Here is a 19,169-nt window from a genome sequence, read left to right as displayed (position 1 = left end):
GGCGGAGGAGAGCCAGAGGTCTGCTGTCAGGCGTCAACCCCTGCCGGCTCTGATGTCCCAGAATGCCGCGCCGACGCTGTAGCTGGCGATCCCGATTTGCTGTTCGTAGCTCTGGCGTGCCTTGAGCTGGCACTCGATCTCTTTGCAGCCGATCGAATAGCTCCATTGCTTACGGCCGGCGCGGCGGTTGAGCACCAGATCGGGAGTGATCTGATAGCCCTGGCCGTCTTTGCCGGCCGGCAGATGGGAGCGCAGATCACCGCGCAGGTGCGCCAGGCGCAGTTGTTCATTCAGTTCTTTCTGCTCGTGAGCCAAGAGCTCCTGCTGGTGCTTCACCTCAAGCAGGCGGGAGACACAGGTGGTGATGGACTCGGCGGAGAAGCGAGGGTCCTCCACTCCAGCTTCGGCTGGGAGGACACCAGCTGCTGCCAGGAGTACGAGAGCCTCAGCTGAGCCGGGGCTGGGTTCACCAAGGACAGGGGCGGTCAAGGTTGCAGTCATAGATCTCTCTGTGGTGTGTTCAGCGGACGATGGTCTGGATCTGATGGAGGGCTTCGATCAGTTCTGAGCGGCGCAGGAGTTCGATCGGCGCCGGCAGCGAGCTGCGATCGATCGGATAGCTGCGCAGCAGTGAACGCAGTTCAACGACCGACAACTCATCCCAAAGGCCGTTGCCGCGGGGAGCTGGCACCGCCACCGGAGCCACCGCCGCAGTGGGCTGGTTGAGTTGGCTCAACAGCTGCGTCAGGCCCGTGATCGTCTGGAGCAGCGTGCGCTGGAGATCGAGTTGCTCAGGTTGCTGGCGGCAGGAGCAGCCGTGGGTGGAGATGGGATGCGACATCAGACGACGACCTGATAGACGACAGAGGGGGTGTGGAGCTTGCGCTCGCTCTTGGGGCAGTAGGCCTCCCATTCGGCAGCGAAGGGATAGGGCTCAATGCCGGACACGTCCTGCAGGTCGACCTTCATCCCGTCGATGGTTCCGGGTGTCACCACATGGACGTTCTGGGCGGCCTTGCTGCAGAAGTTCAGACCTGCTTCTGAGTAGGCGTTGCTGCCCACCAGGGAGGCGTTGCGGGCGTGGTAGTCGCCGATCGCGCTGGCGTGCAGGTGACCAAAGAGGGTGAAGTCCACCGTGATGCCCTGGGCGGCGTACTTGCCGGTGATCTCTTGAACCGACTTCTGCACGTTCGCGCCGATCTGGTGGCCGTGCAGGCAGAGGAAGGTGCGGCCCAGGACCTCAAAGAGCAGTTCATTGGACCGGAAGCCCTTGAACGCAATGCCATCGGCGCCGGCAAAGCCGCGCTTGAGGATCTCGTAGATCATCAGGTCGTAGCTATCGCTGGCAAGTTCATCGCTCCAGCCGAGCTCTTTGTTCACGCGGCTTTCATTGCCGGTGATGCCATACACCTCGATCTCGAATTGCTCGCGCAGGTCGAGCACAAAGGCCCGCAGGATATCCACCGCACAAAGGGTGGCTTTGGAGCGATTCGTGGCATTGCTCAGCAGTTCATCCAGGCGACGATCGCTGTTGAGGAAATCGCCAAGACAGGCGATCACAACCTTGCGGGCGCCGTAGCTCTTGCCCAGTTGTTTGACGCGGCTGGCCAGCTTGGCGAGGCGCTGTGCGGCAATCGAGAAGTCATAGCGATTGGAGGGGAGATCAACCCGCTCGTTGAAGTGCAGATCGCTGAGCTGCACGATCAGGACCGCATCGCGGGACTCCGGAATGCTCCGCAGGGTGAGACCGCGGCTAAAGCTCTGTTCCTCAAGCCGGGCACAGAGCTCCCGTGCGTAGGCCGTCACTGCGTTCTCAACGCGGGCGTGTTCACGGAAGGCCTTGCGCTCAATCCGGTTGGTATCGGCCTGAGCCTGGCGGGCCTTGGCAAGGCGCACGTTGAACTGCAGCAGTTCGCGGTCGGGGTCTTGAACGCAAGGATGTTTGACTACCTGGCGCTTGCGATTGCGGGTTCTGCGTTCTTTGTTTAAGCCCATAGAGACATGCAGGTGATGAAGGCTACCGGCAGTGCTTTGTTGCACTCAGGGGTGCCTAGATCTGCTGCAGTTCATGCAACGGAATCGGCCGTTGTCCGCAGGCGCAGCGACAATCGAGCCAGCGCTCCAGCGGGACCTCGAGCTGCTCAGCAATCTCTGGATCGCTGAGGCCTTGGGTGACGTACTTGCGGGCCTTGATCCAGAGCTCCCGCAGGCGGTGGCTAATGCGCACTGAGAAGCCGGTATCGCGGAAGTGGTGCAGCAGCTCGCCCTTGACCTTCGGGACGAGATAGCTGGAGGGGCGATGGCCCCGGCTTGGATCAAAGTCCACGGCCCCCTTGCAAAGGCCCTCGTAGGCCGGTCCGATCAGCTCCTCGACGGCGACCGACCACCGGCGGGCAAAGCGCTGTGCCTGTTGATGGGCCAAGCCCAGGTGCTCACAGGCAAAGGCGCGCTGGGCGCTCGTCATCGGACGGCGCGGGCGTCTTGGCATTCATCCGTTGTGCAGGTGCGAGAGGCTATGGGCACCGCTGGGCTCGAGTCGCCCCACCAGCACCGCGCGTAGGGGTGTGGGGGCCAATAGCTGAACAATCAGTGCCAAGGCGATGCCGATGACACTGCCGCGGGTGAACCAGGGCATGGGTGCAATGCAACTCCCCAAGGGTTCCGCAGACCAGCGCAGCCCTGAAAGGGGAAAAGATCCTGTGGCTTGCAGCACAGGCTCTGAATCTGCCTGCGCTTGCCCCAAGCACCTGCCCACAGCTGTGCTGCCTTGATCCCACGGCTGTGGCAGCTCCAGGCCACAGCCGTGGGCTGCACTGGGGTTTGAACCGGAGCGAGAACCCAAGCAGTGATGCCAACAGGCCATGAACACACAGGTTCTTCTCACTCACCACCACCGCGAAGCCATGGCAAATGCCGCCGCCCGTGGCTTCTGGATGCCCCTGGAGCTGCCCGATGGCCCGCGCGCTGAGCTGATGTATCTGACATCGCTCAGCCAGGGAGACAACAGCATCAAGCAGCTGCTTGAGATCACCAGCCTTGAGCCCTGGCGAGAAGGCGATGGCATCACGCGCTGGCTGCCCTTCACGGGCCAATGCCTTGACCTACCGCGACCCATTCCCCTGGGTCAGCGCCGGCATCTGGCTGGATGGCTCCCGCGCAGGCGCACGGCATGCCAGATCATCGCGCTGGATGTACTGCTTGAGGCCGACTGCCTTAGCGACTTGCTTGTAGGCAAGGCTCAGCGGAACGGAGGAGGTCGCCGCTGCGCAGCACGCCCTGCTCCAGCCCCCAGCTCAGTAGGTCCCGTTGCCCGCGGCTGCCTGTCTTGGCGTACAGCCCACTAAAGCGGCGTCGAATGGTGTCGCACCGCACCTGCAGTAAGGCCGCCATCTCCGTTGTCGTGCGGCCTGCAGCGAGCATCCGCAGGAGCTCCTGCTCACGGTCGGTCAGAACTGCTCTGCACTCGCCGGCCTGTTGCAGGCGCGCCGCAAAGGCTGGGTCTAGCCAGCTGTTGCCACGCAGGAGGCAGGCCATGGCTTGAAGCAGTTGGCCCTCGCCCGTGCGTTGGCTACAAATCAACCCCTGGGGAGCGCACTGCCAAAGACAACGCAGCCGCTCGTCGCTGACCCGCTCATCCAGGCCAACCAGCACCTGCCGGATCGGCGGGTGCTCTCTGTTGTGGCATCGCGCCGTGAGCAGGGTTTGTGCGCCGCCGCCTGGATAGAGGTCATCGCAGAGCAGCAGTGCAGGGCGGCCACTGAGGGAGGCTCCACTGATCCATTCAGCTGGACTGAGCAGGCGGAAGGACAGCGGCTCTAGCAGCAGCGCAGCGGTGGAGATCAGCCGTTGGTTAGGGCTGCAGACCAGCAGATCCCAACCGCCACTGAGATCGGCTACGGCCTGCTTAAGAACCTGGAGGGAAGCAGGCGGGTTCTCTGTCCCCATTGCTTCTGGATCACTGGTCTTGCTTTAGCGCTGCGGCGCGCAACTTGCCCAGAGCCTGTTGCTTAAGACCTTGAATCTCCTCTGGGCTCATGCCAGGGAAGGAGCGGCGCAGTTGAGGTGGAGTGAGGCAGGGCTGGCGCAAGTAAAGGTTGCGAATCGCCCGCAGTTCCAGCGGCTCCAGCGCAGATAACCAGCGCTCGAGGGACGCGAGTGATTGATCCTCACGCTGCTGATCGCCCTGTTCTCGGCTGATCTGCTGCGAGGCCCGCACTAACAAGGAGAACCCTCGATCGCTCTCCTCCTCCTGGACGCCCTGATCGAGGGAGTCCGTCAGCGTTCCGCGCCATTGCTGCAACAGTTCAGCCAGCTGGCTTGGCTTGAGTGCCTTGCCGTTGAAGCGCAACTGAGCCGCCAGCCACGGCAGCGAGGGCGCCGAACCGGTGTTGGCTTGGTGTTGCTCAATCAAGCGCTGTGCCTTGAGCATCAGACCGGCCTTCTCCGCCGGAAAACGAATCATGCGCCGGCCGCGCTGCAGGAATTCAGAGAAGCCGCGCTGCAGCCAAAAGCTGGCGTAGGTCGAGAACCGGTAACCCTTGGCCGGATCGAACTTTTCAGCGGCCCGCACCAGATTCAGCGCCGCTTCCTGCATGGCATCAACGGTGCCCTCATCGCGCAGGGGCAGCAGATGGCGGTTACGCCGCCAGGTGTGACTGACGAGCCGCAGGTTGTGTTGGACCAGCTGATCGCGTGCACGCAGCGCGCTGCGGCGCACGGGCTTGGGGGCATGATCCGGACCATCGGGATGCTGCTGCCAGCGTTGGATCCGGCGGGAGAGCTCGAGCACGGTGCGCTCACTGAGGGGCTGATGACGGCTGGCGGACTGCAACCAGGCATCAACGGAGGAGGTCAGGCAGGGTCGACGGGGGGCCATGGCAAGGACGCAACTGCGCGGAGCATTCCCCGTATTTCCACGGTTGCGCTCACCACTGCAGTTGGGTTATGGCAGCGGTGTCTGCTGTGCCCCAGGGATGAGGCCTGTCGTGCCCTGCGGGTGAGGGCTGGTGTGCCTCACTTCTATAGAGAGAAGAAAAAGAAGAAGAAGAGAACACCAGCGGCTGGGGTCCAGGGGGCTCCGCAGGGAAGACGTGCGGTGCCCATAGCCTCTGCCGTCACGACAGGAGCAGGACCTCCTGATCCGGTATGCAATTTTTCTGCGTTCGAACGCAGGCGATCCAACAAACCCACCAGGCCTTGCTGCAGCTCCAGGGGCGGCGCCGCGGATCCAGCAAGCCCAGCCGAGCCCTGCGCGTCGCCAGCCTCTATGGCCACCTGCAGTGGCGTGCACGCCCAACGGGAGTGGTGTGCTTCGCGATCCGCGAGCTGGCGGAGGCCTGGCATCTGCAACCGCGTCTGTTGCGCGACGACCTGGCGGACCTGCAGGCGATGGGCTGGCTGAGTTACAGCACAGGGCCCCAGGGCACACGGGCAGAACTGCACCGCCAAGGGAGCTCCACGCCTGCGCCGCAGCGCTCGATTGAGCTGAAAGCACCGAGCGATCTGGTGGAGCAGTTTGCGGCGACCTACAACCGCCACCGCCCCGGCAGCTGGCCGGCCTATCAACCCAAAGGCGCCGTGCTGCTCCCGCGGCTGCAGCGCGCCATCCGCTACGCCGGCTCGCCCGAGTCGTTGTGGGAACGAAGCGCTGCGGCCCTCTCGGAGATGCCTTCCTTCTGGCGCGAGACCTACCCGAACGGACGCAGCGGCAGCGATTGCATTGCGGCGCTGTTGAGCGCCGATCGCAAGGCAGCTGGTCTGGGCCCGGAGTTCTGGCATGTCTTCACCTGGGGCGCAGGGGCCTGCGGGCGCGACGCGGATCTCGAGCGTGCGCGGCGCCTGTTCCTCTGGGACGGCCACCAATGGCGAGGCCAGGGGATCGAGGCGCTCAAGCTGCAGGCCGCTGAGAAGCAGCGACTGATCGAGCGGCTTGAGGCCGAGGGCCACGGGCCAACAGGGAGCGCTGCGCTCCAGTTCCAGCAACCCGCAGAGATGTATTGAGCGATGGCAGATCTGAATCGGCCGGTTCCGGGAGGCTTTGACCCGGAGGTGGTGCAACGCGCCATCGACAGCGGTGCCTTGCTTGAAACCAGCGGCGGCCTGATCGCCGCAGAACCGCTGGCGCTGCCGTCAGGGGTGGATGGAGAGGCGCTGCTCCTCCATGAGAAAAACCTGCTGGCAGCGGTCCTGCGCGGGAGCGGCGACCAGAAGCAGCGCTGGGGGCAATTCCGCCGCGCCATTGGTCTGCGCTTTGACGAGGCCGTGCCCGCGGGCCTCTGGCTTGATCCCGGGCATCGGGCCCTGGCGCTTGAAATTGATGCGCTCTATCGCGGTGAGCGCGACCTGGCGCTGCTCAACGCCCACTCGATTCGTGAGGGCCTGCAGCAACGGGCCCTGGATGGTCGCTTCCGCGGCTCAATCCAACAGCTTGAGACCACGCTCTCTGCGCTACTGGACTGGGGAGAGGACGGAGCCCCCCACCCCGAGCTGGAGTTCGAGCTGGCCTGTCAGCTGTTCCAGAGCGCCAAGGCCCGCGCGCTCTTTTACCCGGGCCTGCGGCGGCTGTTGGGCCGCGAGCGGTGCGATGGCGCGATCGACAGCGAACTGGAGCAGTGCCGTGCGCTTTTGAACGAGGCCACCGCGATTACGGCGGGCCGTTTTCGCCAGAGCATCGCGGTCTGCAGCGCCAGCGATGCGGCCAGCGAAAGCATTGCCCTGGCCTCACTGCCGCAGGAGCAGCGCCCAAAGCCCATCTCCACCGGCATCCCCTCGCTGGATATGGACATGCGCGGCGGGATCCTGCCGGGCACCGGCGAGAGCACCTGGGTGTTGGCGGCGCGATCGGGTGTGGGCAAAACCACGCTGGCGATTGCAGCGGCGATGGGCCTGGCGATCAATGGGGCCTCGGTGCTGGTGCTCTCCTGTGAGCTCAGCCGGCGCGCGATCGGTGCCCGCTTGCTCTCGCACTACTGCCGCCGTGCGGCTGGGAGCTATCGCTCGAGCTACTGCACCAATGACCTCGAGGGCCGTGGTCGAGTCATTGAGGGCCCTGAGCTCGAGCAGCTGCGGGGGTGGGCCGCGCAGTTCTCAGAGGGCATCGCGCCCAATGGGGCGCCGATGGGAAAGGTGCTCTATCAATCCCAGTTCGCTGCCACCGTGGAGGACTTGGCGGCTTTGGTGGAGGACTGCAAGAGCGCCCATCCGGATCTGGCGGCGGTGGTGCTCGATCACTTCCACGCCATGGGCCCAACCGCCGGCTACGGCAGTAACACCACGGCAGAGCTAGCGGCGCGGGCGATGGCGATCAAGGCGATGGCCGGACGCTGCGAGCTCGATGCCTTTGTGGTGGCCCAGCTCAACCGCGGCGCCTATGGCAACCCCACCGGCCCGGATGTTTCTCACCTGGCGGGGACCTCAGAGCTGGAGCGCTACGCCTCGGCGGTCTGGCTGGTTGATCGCCCCAAGCTCGATGAGTTCAGCCCGGCTAAGCCTGGTGTCCTGGAGGTGCACCACGGCAAGTTCCGCCATGGGCAGATGGCGGGCGGCAATGACCTCAGCAAAACCACGATCCGCCTGGACCGGGGCCATTGCTTCTTGGAGGCCGATGAGGGCCGGCGGGTGTTCAACGGCTCGGACCTTTATCCGGGGGTCGAATGTCTGTGATCACCCCGGCGCTGCTGGAGCAGGTGCGCGAGCGCGCCCGCGTCGTCGATCTGTTCAGCCCCGCAGAGCTGCGCAAGGCCGGATCGGAGTACATCGCGTCCTGCCCGTGGCATGAGGACCGGCGGCCCTCGCTCACCGTGAGCCCGAAGCGCAACCGGGTGCACTGCTTTGTCTGCGGCAAGGGCACCGATGCCATCGGCTGGCTGCAGGACCGGCAGGGGTTGAGCTTTCAAGAGGCAGTGCTCGAGCTGGCCCGCCGCAGTGGCGTGAACGTGGCCGACGGTGACGCCGAGGCCCAGGCGCGCTTTGAGCAGGCGTGGCGCGAGCGCAGAGCGTTGATGGCCAAGCGCAGCGAGCAGCGCACCCAGTTCCACAAGGAGCTCGAGCGGCAGCTGGAGCAGGGCGGTGACGGGGCGGACTACCTCAAGAGCCGTGGCATCAGTGCCGAGACGGCTCGCAGCTGGCAGCTGGGCTTCGCCGCTGGCCGCTTGATGCTGCCGCTCAATGACGCCTCAGGGCAGACCGTGGGCTTCTGCGGCCGGGCGACTGATAGCCAAGAGCCCAAGTACCGCAACAGCGCTTGCGATCTGCTGTTTCAGCGCAATGGCCTGGTCTTTGGTTTGGATCAAGCCGCGGACGCGATCCGCAAGGAAGGCACGGCGTTGCTTGTGGAGGGACCGCTGGATGTTCTCCAGCTGCACCAGGCCGGCTTCCGCACTGCCGTGGCCTGCCTTGGCACCAGCGTCTCGCCGCTGCAACTGCAACTGCTCCGGCGCCAGGGGATGAAGCACCTGTTGATCGCTTTCGATGGTGATCAAGCCGGCCAGAGCGCCACGGAGCGCTTGATCGAGCAGCTGCAGCCGCAGCTGGTGGCTGGGGGCTTGAGCGCTTCTGTGCTGCAACTCAGTGGTGGCGTCGACGTCGACGCCCTGATCACCAGCGAAGGCCCAACAGGCGTTCAGGGCTTGCTGGCGAGTGCGCGCCACTGGCTCGATTGGCGTCTGGAGCGGCTGCTTGCGCCATTGCTACGGGGCGATGGAGGAGTGCCGCTGGAGACGCTGCAGGCGGTGGAGCGAGAGGTGCGCTCCTTGTTTGAGCCCTGGCCCGATGGGGTGTTGCGCCAATCAGCGCAGACGCGCCTGACGCAGGCCCTGTCGGGTGGAGGGCTGCCGCACTGCGATCCCATGCTCCACAGGCAGGGCTTGAGCACGGCGCGGCAACGGGCCGAGCGGCGTGCCTTACGGCTGTTTATCCATGCCCCAGAGACCCGCGAGCTCGTGGGCGCTCTGCAGTTGCAGGACCCGGCCTGCCGCGCCGCGCTGGATTGGCTGTCCAACCTCGCCTTGCTCTCGCTCGAGGGCTCGATCGCCGCCCTGGCCATGCAGCTGGCCGCTGCGCTGCCTGCGGCGGTGGCGGCTGAGATCAGCGGCGCAGCGGCGCCGGGTCCAGAGCTGATCGCTCTATTGCAGCGCCAGTCCCAGGCGGAACTCGAGGCCCTCTTGGATGCACTCGAGCCGGTCGCTGAGGCCGTGCCCTAGGCGGGACAGGGCAGAGCGGCCGCCGCCGTGGTGCCGCCAGACCGCGGGGTCTTCCTCTCCACCAGTTGGCGGATGGAGCCCTCGATCACCGCTGTTGTCTCGGAGCTCTTCTATGACGGGCGCCTTGAGGCGAGCCGTGGCAACGCCGCCAACGCCATCCAGTGGGCCAGACCTTGCCTGTCTGCATCTGGGCGTTCCCTACCTGATCGCGGCTTGGTGTTTGAACCGGTGCACCACAGCGGCTGCAGCGTGACCAGTGAGGCCGAGATCGAGCGGATCGATCAGATCGTGTCTGCACTGCTTGGTGGGTCGTACACCCATGCCAAGGGCAGCGGCACGCTCAGCTCAGAAGAGATCCTGGTGATCGCCCCTTACAACGTGCAGGTGAACCGCCTGCGCCAGCGCCTAGACGGCAAAGCCAGGGTGGGCACGGTGGACAAGTTCCAAGGGCAGGAGGCACCGGTTGCGATCCTCTCGCTGACAGCCAGTAGCGGTGACGATGCTCCACGGGGTCTGGGCTTTCTGCTCTCGCCAAACCGCCTGAATGTGGCGATCAGCCGGGCCCAGTGCCTCTCGATCGTGGTGGGCTCCCCTGGATTGACGAGCGGCTTGGCGAACACGATCGAAGAAGCGGAGCAGATCAACCGGTTGTGCCGGATTATTCAACGCAGCGGATCATGACCATCAGGAAGCTCATCTGCGAACCCGTTCTGGGGGCGCTTCTACCCCTGGGACTCATCGTTTCTCTGGGCCCAGTCGCGATAGCCCAGCAACCGGTCCAACCCCTCACAAAAGTGGGAGGGTGCCCGCTCGGCTACTACAGCTCCGGCAGCTACTGCGTGCCCTCGAAGAGCGGGAATACCCGCGGAGCATTGGAGAAAACCGGCAACAGCTGCCCGCTGGGTTTCTACAGCTCAGGCAATTACTGCGTCAGCAGCCCAAGCAACAACCGGGAGGCGATCCAGAAGCAGGGAAACTCTTGCCCGTTGGGTTGGTACAGCTCTGGCAGCTACTGCGTGAAGAGCCGCTGACGGATCCAGCGGCAATCATTCGCAGCGGAGAGGATCAATCCTCTTCTTCGGCACCACCCGCTGGGATCAGCTTGATCTGCTTCCGACCTAGTTTGATCTCAAACTCATCTCCAGGCTTGAGATCGAGCATGGCGGTGTAGGCCTTGCCGATCATGAGATTGCCATTGAATTGAACACGGGTTGTGTAGCTGAGCTTGCGGCCACCTTTGCCCCGGCCGGCGCCGTCGTTGCCGAGGCTGAGGCCCTTGGCTTCCAGCAGGGCCTCATAGAAGGCGGTGAAGTTCAGACGCTCACCGCCATCCTTCTTGGTGCTCACGTATCCGCAGCTCCGCACCACATCGGATTTGGAGACATCGCCCAGCTCTTTGACTTTGGCGAGCAGATCAGAGCCGGTGAGCATTGGCAGAGATAAGACTTAAGCAGTAGCTATCGCCCCGCAAGGCATAGCAGTGAGCTCAGATCGCTGATTGCAACCATCAAAAAAGGAGGCCTCCTCAGACCTCCTTAAGCGTGCAGTAGTCATCCTCTGCAATGTGGCGGTTCTAACGCCTCTGGCCATGGATTGCCAGCTCAGATCTCCTGGAGCAAGCGCTCGAGCCGCACCAGTTGATAGCGGTTGGCTTCTGAGGGAACAGCGCTATACATCGCCCAGCATTGGCGCAGCTGCGCTTCCAGGCCCTGGCGCACGTGGTGGTGGCTGTGCAGCGAGATTGTGGCGGCGGTTGGGGTGAAGGTCATCGCGAAGGTTCGGGCAACTGTTCAAAGGGTTCCCCGCCCTGTCCCCGCAGGTCCATGCAGCGATCAATTCGCCGGGCTGAGTTGAATCCACCAGCCGCTACCCGGGCCCTCCACTTGCCAGCGGGGGCTCCAGTTGCGCTCGGAATAGCGCAGGGCCTGACCGCTACCAATGGCTGTACTCACATAGCCGCCCTCGGCAAGGGCGGCCTCGCCATTGGGGTCATGCATCAGCAGTTGCCTTGAGGCCGGATCCCACCCCACGACAACACTCCAGTGGCCGCCGCCACGCGGTGCGCTGACCGGACCGCGATGCAGCCAGCCGACAGGACAGGGGAGCCCGCGCCTGAGCTGATGCAGTAGATCCTCGATTGCACCGTCCTGACGAAAGCGCGCCCGCAGGCCCAGGGAGCCGAGGGCCGCAATCTGAGCGCTGGCATCGGTGCTGTCGCCATAGCGCTGAACCAACCGGAGGTACTGGTCATCGACTTGCCCTTGCCCTGCCAAGCAACCCGGCTTGAGGAAGGCAGCGGCCATGGCACAACTCGAGGAGAAACACATCCGCCGGCCCTGATCGGTGGCGCTGTCGTTCTGGCTCAGGTAGGGAACGGGCAGCTGGATCAGCCCTGGTGTCAGCCCGCCTCGGTAGCGAGCGGCGAACCTCTCCAGCTGCTCCGGAGTGAGGCTGTCCTGCAGCAGAACCCAGGCCTCGCACTGATGCGGCAGTTCTTGGAAATGACGGACCGCTGAGAGCAGCTGGATCGGTTCAGACAAGGCGCGCGGAGCAGACGGCCCTGAAGGGTTCCGGATGCAGCGCTCGGAACCCTTCGTTCTCCAGGGTCTCCAGCAGATGAACTCACGCCGGCTAGTGGTTTGGATCTCCGCCGGAATCCTTAGCTTTCAGGGCGCCACCTTGGCCTTCGATCTCCTCAACTGCACGGCCCTGAGTTGGCTCTACGTGCGAAGCAATGGCTTGCCAGCGCTCGAGCAACAGCAGAACATCCCTCCAGAGGCACCCGTTTCGGCCTTCTGCAGTCGCCCCCAGGACCGGATTGATGAGGCCGTCAGCCAGGGCCTGAGCATCCTGGCGGGCCTAGCCCTTGGGAGCTCCGTGGGCGGGCGGGGTGAAGGCCGGCACTGAGTAGCAAGTAGTTGCCAATAGCCTCCGGCAGCCGCAGTCAACCGATGAAGAGTGACTCAAGTCGCCAGTGGATCTGTACACGCCAGATGGCCGAGCTTCTCAGCCTCCACCGTGTAACTCTCCAACGGTTGAAATCAGCCGGTTACTTCCGCCAAGGACATCATTTCCGGAAGGCCAATCCACTGGCTCCGCGCTCAAACACGCTCTGGCATGAACAGCGCGTCCTGATGCGTCTGCAGGCCGAATAAAAGCCAGATCCGACAGCAATGAGACAGCGTTGAGACCGTGTTTCTAATTATCAAGATCTGGCAAACGTGCAAAGTCCCGTGCAAAGTCCTCCAGGCCACCCCAGTGATAGCAAGGGATTACGACCAAGTTCTCGAGATTCATAACCCCAAGGTCGGGAGTTCAAGTCTCCCCCGAGCCATCGCTTATTGCCTCGCTTCGGCGGGGCTTTTTGCTGTCTGCGTTCACTCCACGCCTAGGGTCTGGCCAGTTAAACCGGGGAGTGATGCAGGCATTCCGACAGGTCTTGCCGTTCTTGGCCTGCGTGGCGCTGGCGCCTTCCAGCGCACTGGCCTGCAGCTGCTCACCGGCCATCGAGACGCCCATCACTCAGCTGTATCGCTGGCAAATCGGACGGCAGGACACACCGGGGCGCCCTGAGCTGAAGTCCATCCAAAACCTTCTCAGCCCAGCGTTGTACCAGGACTTGAGCGCTGCCTATCAGCTCAACCCAGGTGAGGGGCGTGGCTATTTGGATTTCGATCCCTTCAGTGGCACGCAGGTTTACACCCACAACGTGCTCGTGGTGGGCTGCAGCGGCGACAGTGCCGATGTCGCGGTGTTTACGGGTCTGAAAGGACGTCTCTCCGAGACTCCACAACGGCTCTCTCTGCAGATGCAGCAGACCGCCGATGGATCATGGGTGGTGGGTGATGTCAGCTACCCCAGTGGGTTCCAGCTGAGCAGTTTTCTCTCTGGCTTGTTGAAGCAGTGATCCCTCTTCTCTGTCTCTGCGGCCCGTCCGCTGCCGGGAAAACCAGCATGACGCGAGCCCTGCAGGACCTTCTGGAGAGTGACGGCATCAGGGTGTTGCCACTGTCCTGTGATGACTACTACTGGCACGAATGGACCCCGGATGCGGTCTACGGCTACGACACCCCTGCCGGAATTGATGCCGAGGCTCTGCTTGCTGATCTGGAGCAGCTCTGCAGGGGGGACGCCACCAGCCTTCGCCGCTACGACATGGTCAGCCACCAGGCCCGGCACGAGCCTTTGATTCAGGCCTATGACCTGATTGTTCTCGAGGGGGCCTTTGGTCCCCAGCTCCTGCTGGAGGAGCCGCTGCTGCGATCGATGGTCTATCTGGAGCTCACGATGCCGCTGCGCCTCTGGCGACGCCTACTGCGTGATCGCCGTGAACGCGGGCATTCCTTGGCCTATGTGATTCGGCAGACCGTGCTGGAGACGCTGCCCGGGGAAAGGGAATTCATTCTTCCCTTGAAACCGCAAGCCGACCTGGTCATCCAAAACAGCACGGCAGGCCTTGCGACACTGACGGAACACGCCCGCTCCCTCCTGGTGCCATGACCCGTGACGATGGAGCGAGGCTGATCAATGGACCCGAGACGGCCAACACCACACTCCTTCTTGCCCACGGTGCAGGCGCACCGATGGATAGCCCCTGGATGAACACCGTGGCCGAAGGCATCGGCAATTGCGGTGTTCGGGTGGTGCGCTTCGAGTTCCCCTACATGCAGCGAAGTCGGGAGCTGGGTCGACGTTGTGGACCAGATCGACTCCCCAAACTCCTTGATGCCTACCGCGAGGAGGTAATCAGCGAACAACAGCGGCAAGGTGGCGCCAATCTGTTCATCGCTGGGAAGTCCCTCGGAGGGCGCATCGCCAGCCTGCTCATCGACACGCTGAGCGACGTCCAGGGTTGCCTGTGCCTTGGCTATCCCTTCCATCCCCCAGGACAACCAGAGTCATTGCGCACCGACCATCTCGAGGTCATGCACTCCCCGTGCCTCATTCTCCAGGGGGAACGGGACAGCTTTGGACGCCGTGAGGAAGTGGAGCGCTATCCACTGGCCGCGTCGGTGGAGTTGACCTGGTTGCAGAGCGGAGATCACAGCTTTAAGCCCACCAAGGCCTCCGGACTCACTGAGTCAGACAACTTGCAGGCCGCCATCGACCACTGTCAGCACTTCATGACCCATCACCAGCGCGGGTAGCCCAGGCGACGGAAGAACAAGGGCAGTGTGGCCAACACTTGTGGAGCCAACACGGCCACCGAACAATGCGCGAGGTCGTCTTTCGCGTTTCCTGCTCAGCTGAAAACCTGCAAGCCCAAAGTGAGCAACCGCAGCTGAGCATTCGCTCCAGCAACCTTGAGGAACTGCACTACGCAGCTCGCGATGCGTTGATGGACCACTTCGGCCCCAGCCATGGGGCCTATCGGGTTCGCTTTACGCGCTGACGGTCTCGAGCGCCTGGGGGATGCGCTGGAACATGTAGCCCAATCCCCGAGCGGTAAGGATCAGTTCCGGGTTTTCGGGATCATCCTCGAGCTTGGCCCGCAGCCGGGAGATGTGCACATCCACCACTCGGCTGTCGGAGGAGCGCTCGGGCTTGTAGCCCCAGACTTTCTCCAGCATGTCCAGGCGACTGATCGGTTCGCCAGACCGGCTAAGCAGAAGCTCAAGCAGGTTGAACTCCATGCCGGTCAGTCGGATGCGCTCATCGCCCCGATGGGCCTGACGCTTGTTGAAGTCGATGCTGAGGTCACCCACGACCACCACATGGGCCGTGCGGCCGGGCCCGGCCACCCCATTGGCCTGAACAGAGCTGACACGCCGCATGACGCAGCGAATTCGCGCCTCCAGCTCCTTCGGGCTGAAAGGTTTCACCATGTAGTCGTCGGCGCCAAGCTGCAGACCCGTGATCCGGTCTGCCACATCGCCGAGGGCGGTCAACAGGATGATCGGGACCTCCGACTGGGCACGAATGCGCTCGGTCACGGCAAAACCGTCGAGCTCCGGCATCATCACGTCGAGAACCACGACATCCGGTTCTGATGCGCGGAAATGCTCGAGTGCCTGGGCTCCGTTCTCGGCAAGGGTCACTTCGTGACCAAGCATCACCAGGCGGGTCTCAAGGATGCGGCGAATGTTCTCTTCGTCATCTGCGACCAGGATCTTGAGGGGAGCGGTCGTCGTCGCTTCAGTCATCAAGAGGGGATCAGATGCTGTTCTGAATCAACGAATAGCCGAGTGGGTTCCCGTTTATGAAGGAACAACAGGCTTTGTAACGAAGCCGCAGCGGGACTGTCCCTGACTGCTTAGTTCTCCTGTTCTGTGAAGGCATCCAGCAGAACGGGCACCGTCACGATCGGGTCAAAGCTCGTAATCGCAGGCTGCGGAGTGGGCTCGGCCTGACGGCGGAAACGATTCGAACTGGTCCGACTGGGGGCCGGCGAGCTCGCCTGAGGGGAGGCGCTTGGTTGGTCCGCCTCGGAGCGGCGACGGATTGGATTACGCCGGGTCGCCTCTGGACGGGTCGTGGACAGTGGCCGCTGGATCGGTTGGTCCTTCAACTCCCCGCGGAGCTGGTTCAGTAGCCGAAAATGGCCGGTGGTGTTGTATTTCCGCAGCAGCGACGGATCCCAAGCCATTAGCGCTGGTCTGTAAGACCCTCAGCCTATTGGGCAGCGCGGGTGCAGGAGAAGCGTGATAAATTGTTGCGGTGACAACTGGAAGTCGATCCGGGTTCGGGTTAACCGAAACGTTGGGTCTAATCCCTGTCTCCACCAATCATTTCACGGATTATGTCGAGGCTCGTCGGTCTTCAGGCTCCTGACTTCACCGCCACTGCAGTGGTCGATCAGGAATTCAAGGAGGTGACCCTCTCCTCATACCGCGGCAAGTACGTGGTGCTGTTCTTCTACCCCCTGGATTTCACCTTCGTCTGCCCGACGGAGATCACGGCCTTCTCCGATCGCTACAGCGAGTTCTCCAGCCGTAACTGTGAAGTCCTGGGCGTCTCCGTGGACAGCCAGTTCTCTCACCTCGCCTGGGTGCAGACCGACCGTAAGAACGGTGGTCTCGGCGACATCGCCTATCCCCTGGTCGCTGACCTGAAGAAGGACATCGCCCGTTCCTACGAGGTGCTGGACGAGGAAGCCGGTGTGGCCCTGCGCGGTCTGTTCATCATCGATCCCGATGGTGTGATCATGCAGAGCACCATCAACAACCTGCCCGTCGGCCGCAGTGTTGACGAGACCCTGCGTCTGCTCCAGGCCTTCCAGCACATCCGCAACCACCCCGACGAGGTCTGCCCCGCCAACTGGACCCCTGGCGAGAAGACCATGAACCCCGATCCCGTGAAGAGCAAGGAGTTCTTCGCTGCTGTGAACTGATCCCCAGTTCCCATCGATCTACGGGGGCCGAGAGGCCCCCTTTTTTATGTTCAATCAGGGGCTGCCAGGCTCAGTTCCCCTGTCGCACCGTCCAACTGCGCTGGAACGCCGAGGGGAAGTGCCATGTTGGGCCGCCCGTGGCCGACTGGTAGCTGATGCACCAGCGGGATACCCAAGTTGCCGAGCCGCTCCTCGAGGATCTCCTCCATTGAGAAGTCCCCTGGCAAGACATCGTCCTCAGCCCAGCTGAAGCGCCCTAGGCCAATCCCCCGCACACCATCGAGCAACCCTGAGCTGCGCCACTGCGTGAGCTGCCGATCGACGCGATAGGGAGCTTCACCGGTGTCCTCCAGCACCAAGATCTTGTCCCGCAGGGCGGGAAGCCAAGGCGTACCGATCAAGCTCGTGGCAATGGTGAGGTTGCTCACCACCAGTGCTCCGCGCGCGAGGCCTGGCCGTAGACGCCGGCCCTGAAGGGATGCCACAGGCCTCCCCTTGAGCAGAGAAGACAGGCGTTCCCACTGAAGGTCCGATCCGCCAAACCAGCCATGCACCCCACCGCAACTGCCTGCGGCGAGTTGGGCGAGGAGCACCGCTGAGCAATCTGAAAACCCAACACACCAGCGTGGGGTGGCCGGGATGGACCAGCCCTGCTCGAGCACGCGTGCACTGCCCCAGCCCGCCCCGACCAAGAACAGTGCATCAATGGAGGGATCGAGCCAGGCCTGCCGCAGGGAGGAGGCGCGCTGCTCATCCGTCCCGGAGAACCAACGCCACTGGCCCAAGAGTTCAGGCGGAGTGAGAAGCCTCCAACCCTCCTGCCGGCAGCGCCGCCGCAGGAGCTCCAACGTCGGATCCTCTCGCTCAAGCCAGGTGCCTGGTGCGAGCGCTGCAATCCGTGCTCCCGGCTTCAACGGTGCCGGGCCGCGCTGCGTCGCTGCTCGGGAGCGGGCAGCCAGGGGAACCGCTGCCGCTAGTGCCCCAAGGAGCAGCTCACGGCGGCGCCAGGGTTTCATCCCAACAGGCTGGCCAACAGACGGCGTCCATCGACCCCACCGGTCGCTGGGTCACAGGCCCGTTCGGGGTGGGGCATCAGGCCGAGCACATTGCCCTGGGCATTGGTCAGGCCAGCCACGTCGGCGACGGAGCCGTTGGGATTCCGGCAGTAGCGCAGCACCACCTGGCCTTGGTCCTCAAGGGCCTTGAGGTCATCGGGAGCGGCCTGGTAGCGCCCCTCTCCATGGGCGATAGGGAAATTCACCACCTCGCCGCTGCTGTAGCCCTGCAGCCAGCTGCACTGGCCCGGCTCAACGCGAAGATCCGTGGGCTCGCAGATGAAGTGGAGTTTCTGGTTACGGGTCAGGGCGCCTGGCAAGAGGCCCATCTCGGTCAGCACCTGGAAGCCATTGCAGATTCCCAGCACGCGACCGCCGCGCTTCGCGAAGGCCGCGACTTCCTCCAGCACAGGGGCGAAGCGCGCAATCGCTCCGCAGCGCAGGTAGTCGCCGTAGCTGAATCCGCCTGGAATCACGACGGCATCAAGACCACTCAGATCCCGCTCCTCATGCCAGAGGAAGCGGGTTTCGATGCCCAAACAGCCCTGGGCTGCCCACTGGACATCCCGGTCACAGTTTGAGCCGGGAAAAACAACGACACCAAGGGTCATGGCTCAGGCTCCAGCGCTGGAGTCGTCCTTGAGCTCGAGGGTCCAGTCCTCGATCACGGGATTGGCCAACAACCGGTCACTCAACAGCTCCAACTGCTGACGGGCGGTCTGGGCGTCAGGAGCCTCAAGCTCCACCTCCACGGCCTTACCGATCCGCAATTTGCCGATGCCATCGACACCCAGGCGTGAGGCAGCGGCTCGGGTGGCTTCACCAGCGGGATCGAGCACGGAGGGCCTCAGGGAGACCAACACACGGGCAGAGAAGACGGGCACCTGAGCTCTAGGTGGGGTTTGTTAAATCTTGGCAGGCCGGCTGACGCTGGACCCGGCTGTGGTCAGGTTGGAGGGGGTCCTAAGGGGTCGCCGTGGATCGCTTGCCGCTGCTGACTGGGCTGCTGACAGCCTGGGCACTCCTCACCACCCAGGTCGCCAAAGGGGAGGAACCCTTTTCGCTTCCGCTCGAATGCCAGCTCGAATCGGCCCGTTGGCAGCCCTGCACGCTGACCGTTGAACGGCTCGGGGAGCACTGGTGGCTCCAGGTCGGTGGGCGCCGACTGGACTTTCACCACGACGGACGGGGACAGATCGAACTTCAGGAGGCGGCAAGAGAGCCCCGGCTTGTTCAGCCCCACTGGAGATCTGAGCAGGCCCTCTGCTGGGGGGGCATCTGCGCCAAAGGAGCCTTGCCGCTGGACTAGCCCAGACCGGCGATCAACTGATCCTTCAGGGCTGAACCCTTGAGGGACAGGCCCAGGGCGACAAGCTCCAGACCGTCGTCGTTGGGGCGCTCCAGCCGCGAACCGCTGTCAAACCAACACTCCAGACGCGGGCCAACCGCCTGAATCTGCAGCGGGTGGGATTTACCAGGCAGCCAAGCCCGTCCCTTGAGACGCAGCAGGCCTTGGTCTGTAATGCAAGCCGGCAACAGGGCTTCGAGCTGGGCTTTGCTGGTCACTCCCTGCCACTGGAAGGC

27 protein-coding genes are annotated in these 19,169 nt (G+C 63.6%); 11 read left to right on the top strand and 16 right to left on the bottom strand.

Features of this window, described 5'->3' with window-relative positions; translation table 11 throughout:
* Window positions 1-33: 33 nt before the first annotated feature.
* From QZ186_RS00180 to QZ186_RS00150, 7 genes are all read right to left on the bottom strand, one after another.
* Window positions 34-396, bottom strand: a complete 363-nt coding sequence (locus tag QZ186_RS00180; RefSeq protein WP_296414993.1) for a hypothetical protein — start codon at window positions 394-396, stop codon at window positions 34-36.
* Window positions 397-520: 124 nt separating this feature from the next.
* Window positions 521-841 carry a hypothetical protein gene (locus QZ186_RS00175; protein WP_240789403.1) on the bottom strand — a complete coding sequence of 107 codons (321 nt, stop codon included), beginning with the start codon at window positions 839-841 and terminating at the stop codon, window positions 521-523.
* Complete coding sequence (locus QZ186_RS00170; protein WP_296414991.1) at window positions 841-1,896, bottom strand: hypothetical protein; 1,056 nt, start codon at window positions 1,894-1,896, stop codon at window positions 841-843. The genes QZ186_RS00175 and QZ186_RS00170 overlap by 1 nt, the downstream gene beginning before the upstream one ends.
* Before the next feature lie 154 nt (window positions 1,897-2,050).
* Entirely contained in the window at window positions 2,051-2,464 is a 414-nt protein-coding gene (locus QZ186_RS00165; protein ID WP_131457483.1) for a sigma factor, read from the bottom strand.
* Between the two features lie 24 nt (window positions 2,465-2,488).
* A complete protein-coding gene (locus QZ186_RS00160) occupies window positions 2,489-2,635 on the bottom strand; it encodes a hypothetical protein (protein ID WP_161971435.1) in 147 nt (48 codons plus the stop codon).
* Between the two features lie 578 nt (window positions 2,636-3,213).
* Window positions 3,214-3,945, bottom strand: a complete 732-nt coding sequence (locus QZ186_RS00155; protein ID WP_296414987.1) for a LuxR C-terminal-related transcriptional regulator — start codon at window positions 3,943-3,945, stop codon at window positions 3,214-3,216.
* 10 nt (window positions 3,946-3,955) lie between these two features.
* A complete protein-coding gene (locus QZ186_RS00150) occupies window positions 3,956-4,876 on the bottom strand; it encodes a sigma factor (protein ID WP_131457479.1) in 921 nt (306 codons plus the stop codon).
* A 269-nt stretch (window positions 4,877-5,145) separates the two neighbouring features.
* Here QZ186_RS00150 and QZ186_RS00145 point away from each other — a divergent pair, with 269 nt between their 5' ends.
* From QZ186_RS00145 to QZ186_RS00130, 4 genes are read left to right on the top strand one after another with little or no spacing between them, the layout of a single operon-like run.
* A complete protein-coding gene (locus QZ186_RS00145; protein ID WP_131457477.1) occupies window positions 5,146-6,000 on the top strand; it encodes a hypothetical protein in 855 nt (284 codons plus the stop codon).
* 3 nt (window positions 6,001-6,003) lie between these two features.
* Window positions 6,004-7,662: a DnaB-like helicase C-terminal domain-containing protein gene (locus tag QZ186_RS00140; RefSeq protein ID WP_296414985.1), complete on the top strand. Its 1,659-nt coding sequence runs from the start codon at window positions 6,004-6,006 to the stop codon at window positions 7,660-7,662.
* Entirely contained in the window at window positions 7,653-9,200 is a 1,548-nt protein-coding gene (locus tag QZ186_RS00135; protein ID WP_296414983.1) for a CHC2 zinc finger domain-containing protein, read from the top strand. Before QZ186_RS00140 ends, QZ186_RS00135 begins: the two co-directional genes overlap by 10 nt.
* A gap of 27 nt (window positions 9,201-9,227) precedes the next feature.
* Window positions 9,228-9,881: a DEAD/DEAH box helicase gene (locus tag QZ186_RS00130; RefSeq protein ID WP_296414982.1), complete on the top strand. Its 654-nt coding sequence runs from the start codon at window positions 9,228-9,230 to the stop codon at window positions 9,879-9,881.
* 384 nt (window positions 9,882-10,265) lie between these two features.
* On the opposite strand, the gene QZ186_RS00125 is transcribed toward QZ186_RS00130, so the two are convergent.
* The 3 genes from QZ186_RS00125 to QZ186_RS00115 all read right to left on the bottom strand — a co-directional run bounded on the left by QZ186_RS00125 (window position 10,266) and on the right by QZ186_RS00115 (window position 11,740).
* Window positions 10,266-10,631, bottom strand: a complete 366-nt coding sequence (locus QZ186_RS00125; protein WP_296414980.1) for an AbrB family transcriptional regulator — start codon at window positions 10,629-10,631, stop codon at window positions 10,266-10,268.
* 170 nt (window positions 10,632-10,801) lie between these two features.
* A complete protein-coding gene (locus QZ186_RS00120) occupies window positions 10,802-10,969 on the bottom strand; it encodes a hypothetical protein (protein ID WP_164498767.1) in 168 nt (55 codons plus the stop codon).
* A gap of 63 nt (window positions 10,970-11,032) precedes the next feature.
* Window positions 11,033-11,740, bottom strand: a complete 708-nt coding sequence (locus QZ186_RS00115) for a papain-like cysteine protease family protein (protein ID WP_206338383.1) — start codon at window positions 11,738-11,740, stop codon at window positions 11,033-11,035.
* A 34-nt stretch (window positions 11,741-11,774) separates the two neighbouring features.
* Between QZ186_RS00115 and QZ186_RS00110 the strand changes: the two genes are divergently transcribed.
* From QZ186_RS00110 to QZ186_RS00090, 5 genes are all read left to right on the top strand, one after another.
* Window positions 11,775-12,107 carry a hypothetical protein gene (locus QZ186_RS00110; protein ID WP_240789399.1) on the top strand — a complete coding sequence of 111 codons (333 nt, stop codon included), beginning with the start codon at window positions 11,775-11,777 and terminating at the stop codon, window positions 12,105-12,107.
* Between the two features lie 511 nt (window positions 12,108-12,618).
* On the top strand, window positions 12,619-13,107 hold the full coding sequence (locus tag QZ186_RS00105) for a DUF3828 domain-containing protein (RefSeq protein ID WP_247478381.1): 489 nt from the start codon (window positions 12,619-12,621) through the stop codon (window positions 13,105-13,107).
* Window positions 13,104-13,700, top strand: a complete 597-nt coding sequence (locus QZ186_RS00100) for a nucleoside kinase (protein WP_296414968.1) — start codon at window positions 13,104-13,106, stop codon at window positions 13,698-13,700. The genes QZ186_RS00105 and QZ186_RS00100 overlap by 4 nt, the downstream gene beginning before the upstream one ends.
* On the top strand, window positions 13,697-14,347 hold the full coding sequence (locus tag QZ186_RS00095; protein WP_296414967.1) for an alpha/beta family hydrolase: 651 nt from the start codon (window positions 13,697-13,699) through the stop codon (window positions 14,345-14,347). The genes QZ186_RS00100 and QZ186_RS00095 overlap by 4 nt, the downstream gene beginning before the upstream one ends.
* Before the next feature lie 65 nt (window positions 14,348-14,412).
* Window positions 14,413-14,592: a hypothetical protein gene (locus tag QZ186_RS00090; protein WP_296414965.1), complete on the top strand. Its 180-nt coding sequence runs from the start codon at window positions 14,413-14,415 to the stop codon at window positions 14,590-14,592.
* Here the strand turns inward: QZ186_RS00090 and rpaB are convergent.
* Together rpaB and QZ186_RS00080 are read right to left on the bottom strand one after the other, a co-directional pair.
* Window positions 14,582-15,343 carry a response regulator transcription factor RpaB gene (rpaB, locus tag QZ186_RS00085; RefSeq protein ID WP_296414964.1) on the bottom strand — a complete coding sequence of 254 codons (762 nt, stop codon included), beginning with the start codon at window positions 15,341-15,343 and terminating at the stop codon, window positions 14,582-14,584. The genes QZ186_RS00090 and rpaB overlap by 11 nt on opposite strands.
* A gap of 110 nt (window positions 15,344-15,453) precedes the next feature.
* Window positions 15,454-15,786: a hypothetical protein gene (locus tag QZ186_RS00080; protein WP_296414962.1), complete on the bottom strand. Its 333-nt coding sequence runs from the start codon at window positions 15,784-15,786 to the stop codon at window positions 15,454-15,456.
* Window positions 15,787-15,939: 153 nt separating this feature from the next.
* Here QZ186_RS00080 and QZ186_RS00075 point away from each other — a divergent pair, with 153 nt between their 5' ends.
* Window positions 15,940-16,530 carry a peroxiredoxin gene (locus tag QZ186_RS00075; RefSeq protein WP_010316955.1) on the top strand — a complete coding sequence of 197 codons (591 nt, stop codon included), beginning with the start codon at window positions 15,940-15,942 and terminating at the stop codon, window positions 16,528-16,530.
* A gap of 50 nt (window positions 16,531-16,580) precedes the next feature.
* On the opposite strand, the gene QZ186_RS00070 is transcribed toward QZ186_RS00075, so the two are convergent.
* From QZ186_RS00070 to purS, 3 genes are read right to left on the bottom strand one after another with little or no spacing between them, the layout of a single operon-like run.
* Entirely contained in the window at window positions 16,581-17,546 is a 966-nt protein-coding gene (locus tag QZ186_RS00070) for an LD-carboxypeptidase (protein ID WP_296414960.1), read from the bottom strand.
* Window positions 17,543-18,196 carry a phosphoribosylformylglycinamidine synthase subunit PurQ gene (gene purQ, locus QZ186_RS00065; RefSeq protein WP_010316953.1) on the bottom strand — a complete coding sequence of 218 codons (654 nt, stop codon included), beginning with the start codon at window positions 18,194-18,196 and terminating at the stop codon, window positions 17,543-17,545. The genes QZ186_RS00070 and purQ overlap by 4 nt, the downstream gene beginning before the upstream one ends.
* Before the next feature lie 3 nt (window positions 18,197-18,199).
* Window positions 18,200-18,469 carry a phosphoribosylformylglycinamidine synthase subunit PurS gene (gene purS, locus QZ186_RS00060; RefSeq protein WP_010316952.1) on the bottom strand — a complete coding sequence of 90 codons (270 nt, stop codon included), beginning with the start codon at window positions 18,467-18,469 and terminating at the stop codon, window positions 18,200-18,202.
* A 92-nt stretch (window positions 18,470-18,561) separates the two neighbouring features.
* On the opposite strand from purS, the gene QZ186_RS00055 reads away from it, so the two are divergent.
* Window positions 18,562-18,894: a hypothetical protein gene (locus QZ186_RS00055; RefSeq protein ID WP_296414954.1), complete on the top strand. Its 333-nt coding sequence runs from the start codon at window positions 18,562-18,564 to the stop codon at window positions 18,892-18,894.
* Here QZ186_RS00055 and QZ186_RS00050 read toward each other — a convergent pair.
* The coding region (locus QZ186_RS00050) for a GTP-binding protein (RefSeq protein ID WP_296414952.1) at window positions 18,891-19,169 on the bottom strand (279 nt) is incomplete at its 5' end. The genes QZ186_RS00055 and QZ186_RS00050 overlap by 4 nt on opposite strands.

It is taken from the genome of Vulcanococcus sp. DEBay_Sum29NL08_54 (genome assembly GCF_017859255.1).
Lineage (GTDB): Bacteria > Cyanobacteriota > Cyanobacteriia > PCC-6307 > Cyanobiaceae > Vulcanococcus.
This window is presented reverse-complemented; position numbering and strand designations above follow the sequence as displayed.

Coding starts and splice junctions, on each gene's coding strand:
- QZ186_RS00155 (WP_296414987.1), bottom strand. CDS start 3,945: ATGGGGACAGAGAACCCGCCTGCTTCCCTCCAGGTTCTTAAGCAGGCC.
- QZ186_RS00095 (WP_296414967.1), top strand. CDS start 13,697: ATGACCCGTGACGATGGAGCGAGGCTGATCAATGGACCCGAGACGGCC.
- QZ186_RS00125 (WP_296414980.1), bottom strand. CDS start 10,631: ATGCTCACCGGCTCTGATCTGCTCGCCAAAGTCAAAGAGCTGGGCGAT.
- rpaB (WP_296414964.1), bottom strand. CDS start 15,343: ATGACTGAAGCGACGACGACCGCTCCCCTCAAGATCCTGGTCGCAGAT.
- QZ186_RS00105 (WP_247478381.1), top strand. CDS start 12,619: ATGCAGGCATTCCGACAGGTCTTGCCGTTCTTGGCCTGCGTGGCGCTG.
- QZ186_RS00165 (WP_131457483.1), bottom strand. CDS start 2,464: ATGACGAGCGCCCAGCGCGCCTTTGCCTGTGAGCACCTGGGCTTGGCC.
- QZ186_RS00080 (WP_296414962.1), bottom strand. CDS start 15,786: ATGGCTTGGGATCCGTCGCTGCTGCGGAAATACAACACCACCGGCCAT.
- QZ186_RS00160 (WP_161971435.1), bottom strand. CDS start 2,635: ATGCCCTGGTTCACCCGCGGCAGTGTCATCGGCATCGCCTTGGCACTG.
- QZ186_RS00145 (WP_131457477.1), top strand. CDS start 5,146: ATGCAATTTTTCTGCGTTCGAACGCAGGCGATCCAACAAACCCACCAG.
- QZ186_RS00120 (WP_164498767.1), bottom strand. CDS start 10,969: ATGACCTTCACCCCAACCGCCGCCACAATCTCGCTGCACAGCCACCAC.
- QZ186_RS00110 (WP_240789399.1), top strand. CDS start 11,775: ATGCAGCGCTCGGAACCCTTCGTTCTCCAGGGTCTCCAGCAGATGAAC.
- QZ186_RS00175 (WP_240789403.1), bottom strand. CDS start 841: ATGTCGCATCCCATCTCCACCCACGGCTGCTCCTGCCGCCAGCAACCT.
- QZ186_RS00135 (WP_296414983.1), top strand. CDS start 7,653: ATGTCTGTGATCACCCCGGCGCTGCTGGAGCAGGTGCGCGAGCGCGCC.
- QZ186_RS00090 (WP_296414965.1), top strand. CDS start 14,413: ATGCGCGAGGTCGTCTTTCGCGTTTCCTGCTCAGCTGAAAACCTGCAA.
- QZ186_RS00070 (WP_296414960.1), bottom strand. CDS start 17,546: ATGAAACCCTGGCGCCGCCGTGAGCTGCTCCTTGGGGCACTAGCGGCA.
- QZ186_RS00140 (WP_296414985.1), top strand. CDS start 6,004: ATGGCAGATCTGAATCGGCCGGTTCCGGGAGGCTTTGACCCGGAGGTG.
- QZ186_RS00150 (WP_131457479.1), bottom strand. CDS start 4,876: ATGGCCCCCCGTCGACCCTGCCTGACCTCCTCCGTTGATGCCTGGTTG.
- QZ186_RS00075 (WP_010316955.1), top strand. CDS start 15,940: ATGTCGAGGCTCGTCGGTCTTCAGGCTCCTGACTTCACCGCCACTGCA.
- purQ (WP_010316953.1), bottom strand. CDS start 18,196: ATGACCCTTGGTGTCGTTGTTTTTCCCGGCTCAAACTGTGACCGGGAT.